Annotated in this window: 20 protein-coding genes; 4 read left to right on the forward strand and 16 right to left on the reverse strand. The window is 34.6% G+C overall.

Going from position 1 to position 19,205, the window contains the following annotated elements; translation table 11 throughout:
* Positions 1-294 precede the first annotated feature (294 nt).
* Complete coding sequence (locus MQX03_RS07245) at positions 295-618, forward strand: nucleoside triphosphate pyrophosphohydrolase family protein (RefSeq protein WP_242802311.1); 324 nt, start codon at positions 295-297, stop codon at positions 616-618.
* Entirely contained in the window at positions 615-1,166 is a 552-nt protein-coding gene (locus MQX03_RS07250; RefSeq protein WP_242802312.1) for a DNA-3-methyladenine glycosylase I, read from the forward strand. The genes MQX03_RS07245 and MQX03_RS07250 overlap by 4 nt, the downstream gene beginning before the upstream one ends.
* An 89-nt stretch (positions 1,167-1,255) precedes the next feature.
* On the opposite strand, the gene MQX03_RS07255 is transcribed toward MQX03_RS07250, so the two are convergent.
* The 10 genes from MQX03_RS07255 to MQX03_RS07300 all read right to left on the reverse strand — a co-directional run bounded on the left by MQX03_RS07255 (position 1,256) and on the right by MQX03_RS07300 (position 11,703).
* The gene (locus MQX03_RS07255; protein WP_242802314.1) at positions 1,256-1,624 is read right to left on the reverse strand and encodes a glyoxalase; all 369 of its coding nucleotides are present in this window, start codon (positions 1,622-1,624) and stop codon (positions 1,256-1,258) included.
* Positions 1,625-1,833: 209 nt separating this feature from the next.
* Positions 1,834-3,219: an RCC1 domain-containing protein gene (locus tag MQX03_RS07260; RefSeq protein ID WP_242802315.1), complete on the reverse strand. Its 1,386-nt coding sequence runs from the start codon at positions 3,217-3,219 to the stop codon at positions 1,834-1,836.
* 38 nt (positions 3,220-3,257) lie between these two features.
* Positions 3,258-4,844 carry a patatin-like phospholipase family protein gene (locus tag MQX03_RS07265; protein WP_242802316.1) on the reverse strand — a complete coding sequence of 529 codons (1,587 nt, stop codon included), beginning with the start codon at positions 4,842-4,844 and terminating at the stop codon, positions 3,258-3,260.
* Positions 4,845-5,085: 241 nt separating this feature from the next.
* Positions 5,086-5,568, reverse strand: coding sequence for a hypothetical protein (locus tag MQX03_RS07270; RefSeq protein ID WP_242802318.1), 483 nt, complete (start codon positions 5,566-5,568; stop codon positions 5,086-5,088).
* A gap of 43 nt (positions 5,569-5,611) precedes the next feature.
* Positions 5,612-7,012, reverse strand: coding sequence for a hypothetical protein (locus tag MQX03_RS07275; RefSeq protein WP_242802320.1), 1,401 nt, complete (start codon positions 7,010-7,012; stop codon positions 5,612-5,614).
* A 250-nt stretch (positions 7,013-7,262) separates the two neighbouring features.
* Positions 7,263-8,513 (reverse strand): OmpA family protein, encoded by a 1,251-nt coding sequence (locus MQX03_RS07280; RefSeq protein WP_242802322.1) that lies wholly within the window; start codon positions 8,511-8,513, stop codon positions 7,263-7,265.
* 118 nt (positions 8,514-8,631) lie between these two features.
* Positions 8,632-9,462: a hypothetical protein gene (locus tag MQX03_RS07285; RefSeq protein WP_242802323.1), complete on the reverse strand. Its 831-nt coding sequence runs from the start codon at positions 9,460-9,462 to the stop codon at positions 8,632-8,634.
* An 11-nt stretch (positions 9,463-9,473) separates the two neighbouring features.
* On the reverse strand, positions 9,474-9,881 hold the full coding sequence (locus MQX03_RS07290) for a hypothetical protein (protein WP_242802324.1): 408 nt from the start codon (positions 9,879-9,881) through the stop codon (positions 9,474-9,476).
* A 95-nt stretch (positions 9,882-9,976) separates the two neighbouring features.
* A complete protein-coding gene (locus MQX03_RS07295; protein WP_242802325.1) occupies positions 9,977-10,768 on the reverse strand; it encodes a helix-turn-helix transcriptional regulator in 792 nt (263 codons plus the stop codon).
* Between the two features lie 35 nt (positions 10,769-10,803).
* Positions 10,804-11,703, reverse strand: coding sequence for a magnesium transporter CorA family protein (locus MQX03_RS07300; protein ID WP_242802326.1), 900 nt, complete (start codon positions 11,701-11,703; stop codon positions 10,804-10,806).
* A gap of 78 nt (positions 11,704-11,781) precedes the next feature.
* Between MQX03_RS07300 and MQX03_RS07305 the strand changes: the two genes are divergently transcribed.
* On the forward strand, positions 11,782-12,804 hold the full coding sequence (locus tag MQX03_RS07305) for a 3-oxoacyl-ACP synthase III family protein (RefSeq protein ID WP_242802327.1): 1,023 nt from the start codon (positions 11,782-11,784) through the stop codon (positions 12,802-12,804).
* A gap of 203 nt (positions 12,805-13,007) precedes the next feature.
* Here the strand turns inward: MQX03_RS07305 and MQX03_RS07310 are convergent, their stop codons facing one another.
* From MQX03_RS07310 to pruA, 4 genes are all read right to left on the reverse strand, one after another.
* Positions 13,008-14,168, reverse strand: coding sequence for a thioredoxin family protein (locus MQX03_RS07310; protein ID WP_242802328.1), 1,161 nt, complete (start codon positions 14,166-14,168; stop codon positions 13,008-13,010).
* A 158-nt stretch (positions 14,169-14,326) separates the two neighbouring features.
* Positions 14,327-14,584 (reverse strand): hypothetical protein, encoded by a 258-nt coding sequence (locus MQX03_RS07315; RefSeq protein WP_242802329.1) that lies wholly within the window; start codon positions 14,582-14,584, stop codon positions 14,327-14,329.
* A gap of 85 nt (positions 14,585-14,669) precedes the next feature.
* Positions 14,670-14,801 (reverse strand): hypothetical protein, encoded by a 132-nt coding sequence (locus MQX03_RS20465; protein WP_262916917.1) that lies wholly within the window; start codon positions 14,799-14,801, stop codon positions 14,670-14,672.
* 260 nt (positions 14,802-15,061) lie between these two features.
* Positions 15,062-16,687: an L-glutamate gamma-semialdehyde dehydrogenase gene (pruA, locus tag MQX03_RS07320; RefSeq protein WP_242802330.1), complete on the reverse strand. Its 1,626-nt coding sequence runs from the start codon at positions 16,685-16,687 to the stop codon at positions 15,062-15,064.
* A 123-nt stretch (positions 16,688-16,810) separates the two neighbouring features.
* Between pruA and MQX03_RS07325 the strand changes: the two genes are divergently transcribed.
* Positions 16,811-17,320, forward strand: a complete 510-nt coding sequence (locus MQX03_RS07325; protein WP_242802331.1) for a hypothetical protein — start codon at positions 16,811-16,813, stop codon at positions 17,318-17,320.
* Positions 17,321-17,333: 13 nt separating this feature from the next.
* On the opposite strand, the gene MQX03_RS07330 is transcribed toward MQX03_RS07325, so the two are convergent.
* Positions 17,334-18,377, reverse strand: a complete 1,044-nt coding sequence (locus tag MQX03_RS07330; RefSeq protein WP_242802332.1) for a DNA topoisomerase IB — start codon at positions 18,375-18,377, stop codon at positions 17,334-17,336.
* Between the two features lie 267 nt (positions 18,378-18,644).
* Complete coding sequence (locus MQX03_RS07335) at positions 18,645-19,082, reverse strand: DUF6526 family protein (RefSeq protein ID WP_242802333.1); 438 nt, start codon at positions 19,080-19,082, stop codon at positions 18,645-18,647.
* Positions 19,083-19,205 lie beyond the last annotated feature (123 nt).

Genomic DNA, 19,205 nt, shown 5'->3' on the forward strand with positions numbered 1-19,205 from the left:
TGAAAATGATAATGCTGTTGTTTTTACTTTGTTGAGAGAACTTGTATGCTGAATGTCGAAAATCTCCAACACATCTCTCTTTAGTGAGCACGGAGATAATGAAAACGCCACAACAAGCATCACTACAATTGCTTTGTATATTTTTATATGGAGTTTTACATTTGACATCGTCACAAAACTACGGTTTTTATTTGTATTGGTTTTTTTAGATTTAATTTCTTACTTATTTTTTTGCTACTGACTAACAGTTGTCAATAGTACATCTTATCTTTGTTTGTTAATTGTAAAATATAGATGATGGAATACAATAATTTAGACAAAATTATAGAACGCTCACTAGCAATCAGAGAAAAATACCACGAGTTAGAAATTCAGCAAAATGGAACTGAATGGACACTTGAGCAAGATGCTTTGGCATATCTTACGGATGCAGGGTTGGTTGGCAGAAATGTGATGTCCCATGAAAAAACGTGGTCAAAAAAGAATTCTGCGGAAGAATTGGAACATAAATTAGGCGAAAATATTTGGTGGCTCATCGTTTTGGCAGACCGTACCGGAATTGATATGAAAGAAGCTTTAGATAAATTTTTAACAAAAACAGAAAACCTATTCTCATGAGTTATTGTTCAGTAATCGAAAGAATGCAGCCCGAAAGCAGAAAAGAATTGCACAAAAAATACCACGACAACCATTATGGTTTCCCGATTCATGATGATAACGAATTGTTCGGAAGACTCATCATGGAAATCAATCAGGCAGGTTTGAGCTGGGAAACAATCCTGAAAAAGGAAGAAAGTTTCAGAAAAGCGTATGACAATTTTAATATTGAAAAAATTGCCGCTTACACCGAAGAAGACCGTGAAAGATTATTAAGCGATCCAGGAATTATTAGAAATAAATTGAAAGTTAATGCCGCAATAGAAAACGCAAAAACCATTATTGAACTTCAAAAAGAATTCGGCTCTTTTGAAAAATGGCTGGAACATCATCATCCAAAAGATCTACAGGAATGGATGAAATTATTCAAAAAAACATTCAAATTCACAGGCGGAGAGATTGTGAATGAGTTTTTGATGAGCATCGGTTTCCTGAAAGGTGCTCATGCTGAAGGTTGTGCTGTGAATGAGGATATTTGGAAGTGTGATCCGATGTGGAGGAGAGGTTAGGTTATTGTAATTTGTCATTCTGACGAAGGAAGAATCTCTAAAATTTTATTTTCAACTTCAATTTTTTAAATAAAAATAAACTTTTGCAATTATTTAATCTGACTTTTCAATCTTTCGATCAGCATTGTGATGATTCTTTTATTAAAAACTTTGCTGTCAAATTGATACACCTCCAATTCCTCTAACGTAAACATTCCGATGGTCATCCCGATGAAAGTGTTTTTCAAGACAGCATCTTTTTGCAGACTCTGCTCGATAAATGTTTGCTTTTTAAAAGCCGATAACGTAGGGAAATCCGATTTTTGTCGCAATGCATAGTTTGTAAACAGCGACAGATAAAGATCGTTCTGTAGTTTTAAAACAGGGCGCAGGATTTGGTTTTGAAATATTTCTGTTTCAGTGGCTGTTTCTGAGTTGGGTAGGTTGAGAGATTTTCTGAGGTTTATTTTTGTGGACATGGTTTGATTAATAATTTAATTTACAAGCATATGTTGTAGTTAGTGCTTTTTAAGTAAGTATAAGCGTTACATATGCGTTATGAAGATATATAAACTTCAAAAAATAGTAAGAATACAAGTGAATTAAGTTTATAGTTTGTGAAAATTTTATACATCAGTATTGATTATAGGTGTGTATTTTTAAAAACTCTAATTAACCAATGTGAAAATTACTGTTTTATAAATTTTTTTATTGTCGTTTTATTATTTATATCAACAGTAATGTAATAAAGTCCTTGCGATAATGAAGAAATGTCTATTTTAGACTGTTTGTTCTTAAAGTTTAATGCTTTTTTTCCAGAAGCATCAAATATTGATACATCCTGAACCTTGTCAGTATTTGAATAATTAATGTTAATAAATTGTCTTGCTGGATTTGGGTATATTGTTAGATAATTTTCCGATGTATTTTGTTCTTGCAAATCTAAATTGTTACATGAGTTATTAAGAATTTGGAGAGTATTTATGTTAGTTGTATTTCCGTTGCCTATTTGTCCAAAATTATTTTGTCCACTAAGCCATAATTCATTATTAGAATTAAGAGCTGCAGAATAGTTAAAGCCATTGCTGAGCTGTATCCAATTAGTTCCATTACCAATTTGGATAGGAATTGAACTTGGATTATTTGAACTGTTACCTAGCTGTCCGAAGCTGTTTGCTCCCCATCCCCACAAAGTTCCATCACTTTTTATTGCGGTTGTAAAGTTTGAATTAATATCTGCAATTGACCAATTAGTTTGAGATCCAATTTGAATAGGAATAGTGCTGTTTTGTGTAGAACCGTTCCCAAATTGCCCTGAATTCAATCCCCATGACCAAAGAGTTCCATTATTTTTAATGGCTATTGAAAACCAATTTCCAGATGTAACTAATTTCCAGTCTGTAGAATTACTTATTATAGCCGGAGTAAGATTTTGTGAATTACTTGTACCATTTCCTAATTCTCCAAAAGATGAAATCCCCCAAGACCATAATGTATTATCTGTTTTAAGCGCTATTGTAAATAATCCACCAAATGAAATTTGTTTCCAATTTGTATCATCTCCAACCTGTGTTGGTATGGAAACATCTGGAATATTATTTGTTGGAAGCCCAAGTTGACTCGAATCTATCTTACCCCAAGTCCACAATGAGAAATCGGTTTTAATGGCTGCAGAAACGTATATTCCAGTAAATATATCTTTCCAATTATTATTTGTACCCACCTGCGATGGCACAGGAATGTTTGTAAAAGAATTAAGCCCTAACTGTCCATTTTGATTATAACCCCATGCCCAAAGGGTTCCATCATTTTTTAATGCTAAAGTATGTGCACCACCACTAGAAATTGTCTTCCAATTATTATCTGTTCCAATTTGAATTGGAGTAGTACTGTTAATGAAATTGCCAGTTCCAAGTTGACCAAAGTTATTTGCACCCCAAGCCCATAATGTTCCATCATTTTTTATTGCAACACTGTAATATTGTCCATTACTTATTTGTTTCCAGCACTGGCAATAAATAGTAATTGGTACTAAAAATAGAATGAAAAAGAGTTTAGGTAAAAAAAGTTTCATATTAATATGTTATTTGTTTTTTACAAATGTACAAAAATTCACCCCACCGTCTTCGTATCCTCCTCCTTCAAAATCTTTTTCTCTTTCATCGCAACCATCATTCTTTCGCACTTATATTTTGCCCAGTCAAATTGATTCAGAAAATCAAGAGCCGCTAGAAACCCAGCGTTGAAAAGCTGTTCTTTTTCATCTTTTTTCATAAAGAAATTCAGCCAGCTGCTCGTTCCGCAGTTGACGGTTTTGATGCTGTAAAGATTGTAAAAAGAGTATTTGGTCAGAAACGTTTTGTCGTTAAAACCTTTTAAAGTTCCGATAATATTTCCGGCATAGGAGAGGGGAGTTTTCAGGATTTGTTCGCTTGTTTTTCCTTTTTCGCCTAAAATTTCAGAATCGCTGGTGAGTTGAACACCAAACAAAGGAAGTCTCGGATAAAAAATATCATTCATGTGAAAAAGATCAATCGGGAAATTGGAAAGTGTACCGCCATCGATAAAAATTCCGACAGGATAAATGTCTTCTTTTTGAGTGTTCATCCAGAATTTCCAGGCGTATTTTACAGAGTCATCGTCTTTGTTGATGAGTTTTTGCATTGGCTCAAAAAAGAACGGCACAGACATCGAAGCACGCACAAACTCAGCCGGACTGATGTGTTTCAGTTCTTCCTCAGACCAATAAAGATTGGCCATTGTCGGTAATTCGACTTTTATTTTTGCATTAATATCTGTGGTAATGACAATATATTCTGTCTTAAGCTGATAAAACGGATTGTTTTTGTAATAATCGTTGTTTTCGGCACTCTCGAAGAATATTTTGTAACGGGTTTCGTCGATGTGCTCGAGGTTATTCATCTTGATTTCTTCAATTCCATTTAAGGCATTCGTGTAAAATTCCATTCCGTTTCCGTAGCGGTAATTGAGATTCATTTGAGCTTCTTTCTGAATGAATTTTTGGTTGAGTTCTGCGACAGTTTTGATTCCGAATCCGTTCATCACATCAGTCATTTGTTGAAGAAAAACATTTCCTGGATTCAATCCGCTATTACTTTTCCTGAAATCACTATAAAACTTTTTAAAACAGAAAAATCCAATGATAATAGGAATCAACGGGACTAAAAATAAAAGTTTAGCATTAAGAATTGTTCCAGACGAAATAATAAAAGGCAGCGCAACAAGAATCAGCATGACAACAGAAATAATAATCACATTGATTTTAATGAAATTTTTATTGTTGAGCATGGCATGAATGGTGGTTCTCACATATGGTTTGCCATCCATAAAATCAGAAAAATCCCAATTGAATAGAATGTCTTTAATGACTTCAGCTTTCGCTTCTTCTTTTGTTTTGCAAGCTGCGATAAGCATCGTGTTGATGGCTCCGGCACTCGTTCCTGCCACTTTCAGAAACCGGATTCCGATGATTTCTAAAGCATAAAGATAGCCGACTAATGCACTACCCCAAACGCCACCGCCTTCCTGCACAAACTCAATATACTGATTGCCTTCAGCATCGAGAATGTCAGAAAATTCTTTGCTGGAAATATTTTCTTGTAAAGCATTAAGCTTTTCTTTTGATTCCTGAGAAAGTACGTCGTCCTCAAGGATTTTTTGAAGGATTTCGGGTTTCATGATTTGGTTTGGTGTTTTTTTTAAGTGAGGATATTTTCTTAGTAACTAAGTTAGTGGTTTTCGGATAATCCTGAAGTCTTTTCTTTTGCAAATGAAAATTTGATGTTGTTTAAAAGAAAATTATAAGGTTATTTCAAACCAAGAGCTTATAAAAAAACCGAGGCTGTACCTCGGTAAAATATTCAATAATTTTCATCAGATCAAATGGTAAATTTTTTGTGAAATTTCAATTCTTCAAGGTTTATAAAATAGGTTCAGAAGTTGTAAAACGAACGTTTTTGGTGAAAGAGACAGGACAGGGAGATTTTATTCCATAGTTCAATGAGTAAGTAATTCTGTAAGTTCCACCGGTTGTCATAGGCCTGAATGAGTTTGGCAAATGCAATTGGGTGATCACAAAAATTCTTTGTCCCATAGTATCTACAAAAGAAGTTAAATTACCTACAGGAATGGTAACTTGAATAGCATCACTTCTATAAATGGTAATATTTCCTTTAAATTCTGGCTTGCATTGGTTCCGGCCTTTATGATGAAAATCGAAGCGCAGATACAAGTGGGAATTGGGTGCACTCGCGTCTTTGTAATAGAAATAGGGATATATTTCTAAATCTTTGCATAGGCAAGAAGTTTGTGTGTCTGCTTGCGGAGGTCTTGGTTTTTTTTGAGCAAATATATTGCTGAAGCTTAGAAAGACGAAGGCTAAAAATATGATTTTTGTTTTCATGATTGTTTAGTTTAATGGTTATTAAATTATAATTGTTTGTATTTTATTTGCGTTTGATCATCTCCTTCAATTGTTCTCCCAATTGTTTGGCGCCATCTTCCATCGGATTTTTTTTGGTATTTCCCGCTTTGTCTTGGTTGCAATTGGTGTCTATGCTTCTCATTTTGCTCAGGTAAAGCATATTTTTTTCAGCCAAAGCTTTTGCATAGTTGCTTCCGTGTCTTACATTGATGGCTGTCAAAGATTTTTGTAATTCGTCCAATTGTTTTACTGCAATAGAGTAGCAAGCTATTTTTTTTGAAGCTCTTTCTTTTGCTTTTGCCCCGTTGTATTCTCTAGAAGCGACCTGAATAGAATATTCTGCCGCACAGATTCTTTTTTCGGTTTCCAGACGATGGGTTACAACCTGATCTGTTACATCCTGAGCCATTGCGCCAAGTCTCAATCCATCTTTACTATTGGGATTTCCGCCGGATTTAATAAAATTGTGGTAACTTTTTTCTTTATTTAAAACCTGTCGTTTGTGCTGAACCAATGCCGTGGTAGCTTCGCATGTTTTACCGTATTCTAAATTATCCTGATAATCGAGATCCTTTTCCCGTTCTCTTATCGTTTCTTCATTGGATTGAAGAGCTTCTTCTACACCATCTTTAAATAAACTTCCGTCAAAACATTCGGTAACATCGGTTATTTTTTCAATTTTCACGAAATTATTCTCGCTTTCCACTGCCAGACAGATAAAGGTATTTCCCATTCCGTCTTTGTAATAGCCTGTTCCAAAAGCACCCACATAATCTTTTAGCGGAATTCTTTGAGCATGATATACTCCAAACAAATATTTCGTGCTGCTTTCACCAATTCCTTCGATAACGTACCCAAGCGTCGGCAAATTGAGGTTGGTAAATGGTTCTCGATAATCCAGAGATAACGCTCTTGGATTTTTCAGGACAAAATTGGTAGACATTCCATAGGGAACACCTTCAGGAGGCATCTCTGCATAAAAAGTTCTTTCGCCTCTTTTATTAATTTTAAATGTGAAAGATTCTCCTACTTTAGAAGTGATCATCATTTCAAATCCGGGTTGCGGATTGTTCATTCCGTTGCAGCTTTCGTTCAGATTTGTTAAGAATTGAGCTACATATCCTGTTACAGAATTCATGTAATAGCAGCCTCTTTTGGTTTTTCCGTTGATGGTTGCCATGTATTCCAATTTTTTGTCGAAGCAGATTTTCTGAGTTCTGTTTATTTTTCTTGGAGCATGATTTCTGAAAACCGATTTCGGACCAATGGCATCATCATAATACAAGCAAGAATTCGGCGATTTTTTGCAGATAGAATCTAATTTAGTTTGGTCTCTTCTTCTTTGTTCTTCGGTGTAAGTTCCCTGTGCAACAAAGATTTGAAGCATCAGAAAAGTGATGAAAAAGGTAAAAATGGTTTTCATATTAGTAGATTTTAGGTAATAGTTTTTTTTGACTACTTCGAACCGCTTCTTTAAATTTATACAGCATTTGAAAGCATCGAATAACTATTTTATATTTTTTTATGGCAGCTTTTTCCGCCCTCCACTCCCGCTTTTTTGTTCGTCGTGCCTCCTCACAAAAAGAGCTCCGTTCAGGTCGGGCTGCGGGTGATTTCTTATAAAAAGATTGGCTTTTCATCAACCTTATCAAGGTTAGATTTGGTGAAAAGAATTACTGAACGACTACAAATTCAACTCTGCGGTTTTGCTTTTTATCTTCTGCTGAAGTATTGTCGTTCAAAGGCTCAGATTCGCCTTTACCGTAGGTTTCTAGTCGTGAACTTGAGATTTTATATTTCGTCTGAAAATATTGCGCAACCGCTTTTGCTCGGTTTTCAGAGAGTTTTTGGTTTGCATCATCATTGCCATCGTTGTCGGTATGGCCTGTAATACTTACATGTACGGAAGGATTTTCAGCAAGAACTTTTCCTAATTCATCTAAAATTTTAAAACTTGCGGGTTTTATGGTGGCTTTATTGACATCAAATAAAATTTCGTTGGTCGTGAAATTTCCTGTTTCTAATAATTTATGACGTTTGTCTTCGCCCGCTTCTGCTAATCTTAAGTTAGAAATGAAAAGTTTGTCTGTAGAATTTTTGTACGTTCCGATAAAAAAGATGATTTGATTGTAATTGGCATCTCCGAATGCAGATGGCAAATCCCACGCTTTTTTACCATCGATATACATTCTGAATCGGTTTTTTTGTCGCCACACTTGTACACGAACGGTATTGTTGTTATTGTTAAATTCAGAAATGTCAACTTTGTTTTTTAGAATTTCTTTCTTTTCAGAAATTACAAAAACCTCGCTTCTGCCTTGTTTTGAAAGCGAACTTGTAGGATGTACGCTAAAAACTACGCCTTCTTTTCTTTTAATAACGGTATTCCAAACATTGTCGGCTTTGGTCGTTTTTTCTGTAAAAACAATATTCAAAGGTGTAGAATAAAAATTGAAATTATCAGTCGTAGTAACATCAAATTCAAAAGTGAAATTCTCTGGTAGTTTGGTGATGTTATTTGGAGTAAAACTTCCTTTATCAGAAAGTTGCAACCATTTTTTGTTGTTGAGATTTTGTATTTCTCCGCTGCTGCTGGTAAACCAATTAACAGGGAAATCTCCTTCTGCATCCTGACCGAATTTTTCTTCAAAGATGACTTTAGTTCCGGGTACAAAATCAGAGTTTTTATTAAGGTTTTTCGTACCGGAAGAATTGTTTGTAGAAGAGTTGTTTTTCGTATTTGTTTTTTTATTGTTCAAAATAACGTCCATACCATCACTGGTAGTTTTCGTGGCTTTTTGTTCAACTTTTCTTTCAATGGCTCTTTCGGTGGATTTTTGAGCTTTTTTTGCAAGCTTTTCTAAGAATTGAGCGTTGAAAAACGCACACATAAAGAGAAAAGCAAAAGTGATAATTGTTTTCATAGTGTTTTTAGTTTAAATTATATTTAGATTCACAGATACTAAATGTTTGTGTTTTATTTGGTAAAATTAGACACCCTTTAATTAAAAATATAAGGCAAATCACCCTTTATTGTTGAAATTATCTTACATTATACATGATGTTTCCGTCATTATCCACATAAAACTGTGTGAAATAAACAGTTTCGCCGGTAATTCCTAGAAGTGCACGATTTGCCAGAATTCCTGACATTAGTTGATCAGAAATATCATTGATAGTCTCAGGACTGTTGAGGTACTCTGTGATTTTACCCGAGAATAGGTCAAACAGAGGCCCATTCATTGCTCTGGTAAATGGCTCTAATTGGGTGAAAATAAAATTAAAACCATCATGTCCTGCATTGGCAGAAATTTTACAGTTGGCGTTTCTATATCTTATTTTACCGTTCTCGGCATAAGGCTCTAGTTCAATGTTTAACCGCAAATCATCTACATGAAATTGAGGATTTCCTAATCCTCCACAAGCCAGATTTCTTACACAGTTCACACTTATCTCTACATCTTCTTTTTCAAAGCTTACCAAAAACTGTATTTTACCGTCTTTGGTATTTACTTCAGCTTTATTACTGTTGATATTTTTAAAATAAACGGTAAGCGGCTCATAGCGAAGTGGTTCTAATTTGAAAATAGTTTCAACGCCAGTTCTTCCCAATCGTAGTTTAGTGTCTTCTGGTTTATAAAACTGGAAATTCCCCGAAGCATCAGTTCCTGCAGGATCAAAATTGTTGATCCGAAAGTAAGATTGCCGCAAAGTCGCATTGATGAGAGTAACCCAAAGTCTACGGTCTATTTTTTTTATAAAGTTGAGTTTAGGTTTTTCAGTTATTTTTTTTGCAACATTGGGATTTACGACTTGTGAATATGCAGTTTGACTTATGAATAAGCTAAGAATAAGTAGTAGTAATTTTTTCATGATTTATTATTTTATAAAACTTTAAAATAGTAAGTACACGTTTTACACGTCATTTTGCCACATTTTGCAGACAAAACGAGTTTGAAATTTCCATTAGAAGGAAATTGAATGGTTTCGGTAAAAGTAAAATTGCTGAAATTCTGAACAACGCTGGTTCCGTTCATTAGTTTTGCAGAAATTTGTGCTTTACATTCTTTTTTGTCGATGCACAGATAGCCTCCGCTTACAAAGGTAATTTTAGCGGTGGTTTTTACGGTAAGTTGGTATCCGCAAGCGTATTTTTTGAGAGGTTCATCATTGATTCTGAATCCAATTCCGTCCCATCTGTTTTCTGATGGTGTAGTTCCACAAAGGCATTGCGCACTGATGTGATTTCCAAATACCAGAAATAATGTGATAATGAAGAGTAGTTTTTTCATGGTGATTAAATTTATAAGTAAAGCTCACCAAAAAAAAGAAGGTAAAAAATAGCAGATATCTGTCATTTTTCAAGACAGATAAAATAATTTAAATTCTAAAAAATATTGTTTTTAAAAGCGAAAGAGATCAATTCTGCAGAAGTTTTGGTATTGGTTTTTATTCTTAAATTTCTCTTGTGATTTTCTACCGTGTGATAAGAAATTGAAAGTTTCTCTGCAACTTCCGGTGAGTTAAGACCTTTGGAAGTAAGGAGTAAAATTTCATGCTCTCTTTTTGAAATTTTTGGAATGGGGAGTGGCTTTAAAGTTTGATCTTTCATTACTTTAAAGTATTGGTTTTCGATATTGCTTCCGTCAAAAAAAGTAATCATTGCCTGGTTGTCGATATGAAGATGAGAAATATCAGTTACCATAATCCAACTGCTTTCTACAATGCCATTTTCATCAAAATAATATCCTGGAAACTGAATAAGCCTCCACTGAAATTCTTCGTTGGCATCAAGCATTCTTCCGTAGATGTTTACTCTGCAGTTTTTTTGTTTTTCGAGAGGCAGCTTCTCTGCTAATTCTAATGCGAAAATAAAGGCGGAAAGTACGTGGTTTTTATCATCGGGATGAAAAAGATTGGCGAAGAAGTAAGCATCACCGTTCGTCCATTCTTTCTCAGAAAAAGGGGTTAGCTTATGAATATTTTTACTTACGGCGATTATTTTGCTGTCTTTTCGGCTTCCGATAAACCAAAAGTATTGACCAATCGCCAGATCGGCAACCTTTTCAATATTTGGAAAAAAATAAGAAATAAAATCTTGTTCTGAAAAGGCTTTATTTTTTTTTGAATTAATTACTTTGTTAAATTTTTCTTCCGAAATCGGCTTTACTATTTTCATCAGATGAATATTTGTGTTTTTTTATTGTTGAAAATCTACCACTGTTTTCTCCTCGCATAAATAAACGTACAAATCACAATCACCCCCATTAATCCCAAAGTGTAAAAATATCCGTGCTTGGTATGAAGTTCAGGCATATTATCGAAGTTCATTCCATATAATCCGGCAATAAAAGTGATCGGTAAAAAGTACACTGAGTAAATCGCTAAAACTTTCATCACTTGATTCGCTTTCTGATCAGACAATGCCAAAAACATCGAAATTAAGTTAGTAATCTGAATATTTAAATGATCAAAATCAGCAACAACATCTTTCTGTTTATCCTTTAAATCGACTACTTCAGAATCTTCCAATTCGAGCAATTTAAACTTATCAACGGCATCATTTGAAATCGTTAAAACTCTGGAATTTAAACCCGATTTTCTTTTTAATTTATAGAGCCTCCTGATTTGATTGGTGTGATTGGTGTTTTTAAGAAAAATTTCGTTTTCAATATTATCCATCGTCTCAAAAAGGCTGATGGCTTCATCATCAAAGGTTTTCATAATGACCAACGAAATCATCAGGGCAATTTTATGTGGATGTACATGATCGGAACTTTCGCTAAGCTCTTTCTTGGTTTCAGCAATACTTTTTGCCTTCATTCTGTGTACCGTGATAATGGTTTTTTCTAAAAGGAAAATTCCGATTTTGGTACTGATATCGCTGATGGTGTTGAGGTTTTTTCGTTCGAGTTCGGTGCTTTCACGAAGAAGGAAGAATTTCACGTTTCCGTCTTCCTCATATTTGGGTAAGTGATTGGGGTCTAAAGTGTCTTCCAAAAGGAGATTATTAATCTCATATCTTTCATGAAGGTACTTCATATCTTCGTCCGTAGGTGCTTCTACGTCTATCCATTCGCATCCCGAATCTCTGTAAATTGTATTGATAGGCATAAAGTAAAAATACTATAAATTTTAAAAAAACCTATGTGTAAAATAAAGTTTTATCTTTACCAAAATTAAACAAACTATATGATTAAAAGTACAATAAAAGGAATCGGATTTCATGTTCCGGATCACGTTGTCACCAATGATGATTTAGCCAAATTAATGACCACCAATGATGAATGGATTACTGAGCGAACCGGCATCAAAGAGCGCAGACACAGAATCAACAGAAATGATGCGCAGGAAACTACGGCGTTTCTAGGGTTTAAAGCTTCTGAAAAAGCACTTCAACATGCTGGCTTAACGGCAAAAGATATTGATTATATTGTTTTTGCAACGCTTTCACCGGATTATTATTTTCCTGGTTGTGGCGTTTTGCTGCAGGATATGTTGGGTTGCGATACGATCGGTGCTTTGGATGTTAGAAATCAGTGTTCAGGTTTTGTATATGCGATGAGTGTTGCCAATGCTTTTATTAAATCCGGTACTTATAAAAATATTTTGGTTGTAGGCGCAGAAGTTCATTCTTTCGGACTCGATTTTTCTGATGAAGGAAGAGGAGTTTCAGTAATTTTCGGGGATGGGGCAGGAGCGATTGTACTTTCGGCAACTGAAGACGAAAATGCAGGTGATATTTTAGCCATGAATATGCATTCTGAAGGAAAATATGCTGATGAATTGTGTACGCAGTTTCCGGGTTCAAAATACGGCTGGAGCGACAGAATGAGAAAGGAACCTGAAAATGTGACCGACAAGGAAGTTTACCCGATCATGAACGGAAATTTTGTTTTCAAACATGCAGTAACAAGATTCCCTGAGACAATGAAGGAAGCTTTAGATAAAGCTGGAAAAACGATTGAAGATTTAGATATGTTTATTCCGCATCAGGCGAATTTGAGAATTGCTCAATTTGTACAGCAGAAATTTGGTTTACCGGACGAAAAAATTCACAACAACATCCAAAAATACGGAAATACAACCGCAGCTTCTATTCCGATTGCATTGAGTGAAGCGATCGAACTTGGGAAAGTTAAAAGAGGAGATTTAGTACTTCTTTCAGCTTTTGGTAGTGGATTTACTTGGGGAAGTGTTTTATTTCAATATTAAATAAATATTACCGAAGATTTCAAATGCTACGTCATTTCGAGTAGGTTTTTGAAGAAAACTGTATCGAGAAATTTTTATTAAGTGTAACCGAAAGTTCCCAATACGCTTCGCTACTCGAACTGACGAAACTTATAACTAGTCAATAAATAAAAATTCCGCTGAAATTTATTTCAGCGGAATTTTTTATGTTTTTAAATTAAAGTTTATAAACTCTTCAATATTTTTTCGGTATCAGCAGTATCTTGACCTTCTGCTTTTCCTAATGCAATAGACTTTTCAGCCCAAAGTTTAGCGTTTTTCTTGTCACCGATTTTGTTGTAAAGATTGGCAAGAGTATCTGTATTTGCATATTCTTCTTTTTTCTTTACAGATTCCTGAGCCCATTTTACAGCAGTTTCAAGAGAAGATTTTGTGTTGACGTTTTCAAAGAAATTCCATGCAATTGAATTTAATTCTTCTGAATTTGCAGCAGAATAATCCTTGTAAAGATCTAAAGTCATTTTCTCATAAGTTGCGAAATCTTTGTCTTTTAAAGCTCTGTTTGATTTTGCTCTTTTTAAAAGCTTTTCAGATTCTTCTTTTGTTAAGAACTTCTGAGTTTCAGTGTAGAAATAATCGTCATTCCATTTTTTTGTATCAGCGCTGTACGTTTTTTTCATGATCGTATTCAGCTTGATGTTTTTGTCAAACATTTCGTAACGGTCAGCCGGGAAAACTTTAATGATTTCTTCTTTTTTATTCTGGAAAATCTTATACACAGGACTTTCTGTGCTTTGAGTTCCTGCAAGAATCATCTGAACATCATCTTTATCTAAAGTAGTTTTTGCACTGAAATAACGATCCAAAACTCTTCCTGCAAAGTCTGAATCATTGTAAATTGTAAGACCAGCAAGATTTTTCAAGAATTCAGGATCTTTTTCTCCTTTTTCAAATTTTTGCTTTAGAGCGGTCAATCTTTTATTAGGATCTCCTGCATCCATTGCAAACTGAATAAAGTCTTTCTCCTCAACATACCCTAAAGTTCTGTGAACCTCTTCACCATCACCATTGATGAAAAGATAAGTTGGGAAAGCTTTTACATTGTATTTTTTTGCTAAATCTATACCTTCACCCTTCTCCATGTCAATTTTAGCATTGATGAAATTGGCATTGTAATAATCACCAACAGGTTTTAGAGGGAAAATATTTTTCACCATCAGTTTACACGGTCCGCACCAAACTGCATAAGCATCAATGAAAATCAGTTTGTTTTCTTTTTTTGCTTTAGCTAAAAGGCTTTTAAAATTTCCTTCTTCAAATTTAATTCCTTGTCCGAATGCAATCACGGCAAAGAAAATAAGTGATAATATTGCTGTTTTTTTCATGAAATATTTTATTGAATACAAATGTAATAATTATGTTAATATAAGTCTTTAAAATTATCAGTAATTCAATTCATAAAATTAAGTTAAAATCTTTAAAGATAATTTGGATGAAATTGTTTGTAAACAAAAAATCCACAGAAAATTCTGTGGATTGTATTTTATCTTGAACCGCCTACTTTTGTGTTTGGGCGTGATTCTTTACTTTCGTAATCTGTTGGTTTTTTAAGAGTATCTTGTGCGAGATTTGTAGTGTCTGGAGCGTTCTTTTCAGAGTTGGCTACTGCCGAATCTCCCAAATCATTTCGCATGGCATCTTTGTTATGCTCAGCTTTAAATTCTTCTCTGTTTTCTTTTTTATCTGCGCAGCTTGCAAAAACCAACAATCCTAGAATTGTTCCTATCCATAGTTTTTTCATAGTAAATTTTTTAATGTTTGTTATTCAAATATAAAAAAATCCACAGAACTTTCATCTGTGGATTTCCATTTTTACATTAGACTTTTTATTTGGGTGCAGGAGCAACTACGCTATCTACTTTCGTACTATCCATTGGAGCTGTTGTCATTGTATCTGCTACAATTGGTGCGGCTTGCGCTGCGTCTATTGCTGTAGAATCTGTGTTACTAGATGACATTTGCTTCTCTTTAGTTCCGCAGCTCGCAGCAAAAAATCCTATCCCTAAGGTTAATAAAACTAACTTTTTCATAATATAATTTTAAATGGTGTGATAGGAAGTATTCAATAATTATTCCGAAAAGTATTGCTTTATTACTAATTAAATGATAAAAATATTAAAATACTGTTAAATTTTATACAAAAAACCTCGAAGTTAATTCCGAGGCCATTTTATATTTTGTGAGCAATTACTCATTACCCATTATTTATAATTGATAGTTATCCCAAATATGGGTATTTATAATCTTTAGGAGAAACGAAAGTTTCTTTGATGCTTCTCACAGAAGTCCATCTTAGTAAATTCATTTTAGAACCTGCTTTATCGTTTGTTCCTGAAGCTCTACCACCCCCGAAAGGTTGTTGACCTACAACCGCACCTGTTGGTTTATCGTTAATGTAGAAGTTTCCAGAAGCATTTTCTAACGCTTTGAAAGCTTCATCAGTTGCATATCTGTCTTGTGAAAACACAGAACCTGTTAATGAATAAGGTGATGAAGAATCTACTATTTTAAGGGTTTCTGTCCAGTCTTTATCTTCGTAAACATACACTGATAAGATTGGGCCGAAGATTTCTTCTACCATACTTTCGTACTGAGGATCAGTTGTCTCGATTACGGTTGGGCTTACAAACCATCCTTTAGAATCATCACATTTACCACCGATAATTACGTTGGCATTGCTTGATGCTTCAGCTCTGTCGATATACCCTTTGCATTTTTCGAATGAGTTTTTGTCGATTACTGCATTCACAAAGTTAGAAGGATCTTCTGGTGAACCAATTTTGATTGAACCAATCTGAGTTTCCATTACTTTTTTTACGTCTGCCCAAAGCGATCTTGGAATATAAGCTCTTGAAGCAGCAGAACATTTCTGTCCTTGATATTCAAAAGAACCTCTTACCAAACCTGTAGCCACAGCTTCTACATTTGCTGAAGGGTGAGCAATCACGAAATCTTTTCCACCGGTTTCTCCAACAATTCTCGGGTATGTTCTGTAGTTGTGAATATTGTCACCAATCATTTTCCACATTCCCTGGAAAACTTTTGTAGATCCTGTAAAGTGAAGTCCTGCAAAATCTCTGTGTGCCAAAACTTTTTCAGCAGTTTCTTTTCCGTCTGTGAAAATCATGTTGATGACCCCTGCTGGAAGACCAGCTTCAGTTAAAACATCCATGATTACTTTTGCAGAATAGATTTGTTTGTCTGAAGGTTTCCAAACAACTACGTTTCCAAGCATTGCCATACAAGCCGGTAAGTTTCCAGAGATTGCTGTAAAGTTGAAAGGTGTTACTGCAAAAACGAATCCTTCTAAAGGTCTGTACTCTACACGATTCCAGATTCCAGCGTCAGAAACCGGCTGCTCAGAATACATTTCTGTCATGAATTCTACGTTGAATCTCAAGAAATCGATGAACTCACAAGCTGCATCAATTTCTGCCTGATGAACATTTTTAGACTGTCCGATCATTGTAGCAGCGTTGATCACATCTCTGTAAGGTCCTGCCAAAAGATCAGCAGCTTTTAAGAAAATAGCTGCACGGTGCTCCCAACCCAATTCGTTCCACTGTTTTTTAGCAGCTAAAGCAGCGTTGATGGCATCATCTACATGTTGCATCGTTCCTCTGTGATAAAACCCGAAATCATGAGCGTGATCCTGAGGAGATTGAAGCTGAACTTTATCGTCAGTTTTTACTTCTTTACCATTGATAACCATTGGGATCTCGATCTTTTGTGCCCACATTTTTTTGTACTGAGCGATCAGAGATTTTACTTCCGGAGAACCTGGTTCGTAAGAATTTACCGGTTCGTTTACTGCAAATGGTACTTGCGAAATTGCTTTTGACATATTACGTTGTATTGTTTAATTTTTGCTTTTTACAAATTTACAACAATTAATTTGTACAAAAAATCGATAGAGACTATTTGCATTTTAGAATGATTATATTTGATAAATACTAAACTTTAGAATATGAAAAAAATATTTTTGATTCTTTTGTTGTTGTCTCAAACCGTTTTTGCACAACACAAAAAGAAAGTTGTAAAAGAATATCCTTTAGCTCCTCAAATTGAAGAATATAAAATTCCTGAAGATGAATTGTTGAATAGTAAGTTAAAAGGTTCAAAATGGTATTTCGACCTAAAAAATTATAAAGAAACGGAGCTGTTTTTAGATAAAGACAAAATGAAATCCGATGTTTTGTATTTTGTAGACGCTAAGAATTTTCAGATTAATATCAATCAGAAAAATTGTAAAAGTTTAATAAAAGGAACCTACCAGATCATGAAAATGAATGATGGAACTACTACGATACAAAAAGGACATCAACCTTTTAAAATCAAGTCACCTTATCAAAAATGTGTTGCGAAATTTTCTGGATTTTTGTCAAAAGCACTAGATGTTTCTTTTAATGAAAATGGACAAGTTATGGAAATGAAAGAAGGAGAAATTTATTCACCTATTACAGTTCCCGGATTTTAATTGAAATATCAAACTACATTTTTTCGTTTTCCAAAATTTTTAAAACTAATTTTTCCTCGTGCGTCAGTCCTGCTTTTCCGTCGTTTTCTTCAATGACCTCGAGGGCATCTAAATATTTTTTGATGGAATTGTTTTCGTAAAGATTAATGACTAAAGGGTGAACGTAATACTTTCTGCAAACGGTGCTTGTGTTTCCGAGATGTTCGGCGACAATGTCTAATGCGGCTTTTACTTTCTTTTTGTATTGAGTATTGTTTTCGGCATAACCGATTTCTTTGAATGCGATTAAAGCATTGACTGTTCCAGACCAGGTTCTGAAATCTTTTGCAGTAAAATCTTCACCACTTAATTCTTTGATGTAATCATTTACCATTCCGGAATCGATGTGATGGCGGTTTCCTTCGCTGTCGTAATATTGAAAGAGTTCTTTTCCTGGAATTTCTTTGCATTTTGTAATTAGTTTTGCGAGTCTTTTGCTTTTCAGATTGACATCATGCATTACTCCTTTTTTTCCTTTGAAGGCAAAATTGATTTTCTGTCCTTCCACTTTTACGTGTTTTCCTTTGAGAGTGGTAAGACCAAAAGAACCGTAAAGTTTTTCATAAATACTGTTCCCAATTCTAATGTTCGTGCGCTGCATTAAGCTTACAATTAATGCAAGGATTTTTCTTTTTTCGAAATTTCTTAAGGCTAAATCTTTTTCTAACTGCAAGCGAATCTCAGGCAAGGCATAGCCAAACTGAAGCATTCTGTAGAATTTGGTGTGATTTCTCAATGCGCTCCACAGTGAATGGTAACGGTACTGTTTTCTTTTTCTTGCGTCCAGACCAGTTGCCTGAAGATGACCATTATCGATGGCGCAAATCCAGACATTTTCCCATGCCGGAGGGATGACCAAGTCATTGATACGCTTGATCTCTTCTTTGTCTTTGATTTTCTCGCCGTCTTTGAAATAAAGATATTTCTTACCTCTTTTTCTGCGGATGATACCGGCTGTTTCTGCATCGGAAGTGTAAATAAGATTCACTGCCTTTGCAGAAGCTACCGGATCCTTCATAATTTTAACAATCTTTGACGGCTTTAGGTGAGAAATAATCTCTTGGTCTGATTGATTCATAAAATAATTTGGTTAAGAGTTTTTACCCCTAGAAAACAGCCATAATAATAAGGCCACGATGCCAACAACTACAATTATTCCCCACCACATTCCGGCTTTGAAGATTGTTTCTACTGCTTCACAACTTGTCAATAGCAGTATGGCAAAAAGACTCATACTGTATAAAGATAACTTTCTCATAATAGTTTATTTATAGTGATTATATAATTAAATTCTTTCGTTATCGGGACGCCAATTTTTGATTGACTTTTTGATCTCGTCTCCTGAAATATTTTCATTTAAAGCTTTGTATAAAAGTTCTTTAAACTCTTCATCATAGGCGAATCTCAGTGCAGCGATTTGTCCAAAACTTAATTTTTCACAAACTTCATCTGACCTTTTATTGAAAATCTCAAAATATCTTTGTCTGAACTCTAACAGAACGATTCTGTTTTGAAGTCCGAGTGCGTAATGCTGTCTGGTCATGAATGCCAAATAGAAAATCAGAAAAATGATGACCGAAAATAAAATCCAAAGCAGTTGGTTTTCTGTGTCATCCCAGATTTTATAAATTCCGTAAGCCTCTAAAATCATCAGTAATGGAAGCAAAATGAAGTGATGAGGCGGGTAAAACTTCCTATGGTTTTGGTAATTCTGTGTTTTCATTTTTAATGAATAGCAAGAACCTTTCCAAAATTTTATGAAATTGATAATGATTTAAGTTTATGGTATCTAAAACTATTTGTATTGAGGGTAACTGACACTCGTACAGAGACTTCAGCCTAGCCC

The sequence above is a fragment of the Chryseobacterium aahli genome, assembly GCF_022699665.1.
Classification (GTDB): domain Bacteria; phylum Bacteroidota; class Bacteroidia; order Flavobacteriales; family Weeksellaceae; genus Chryseobacterium; species Chryseobacterium aahli.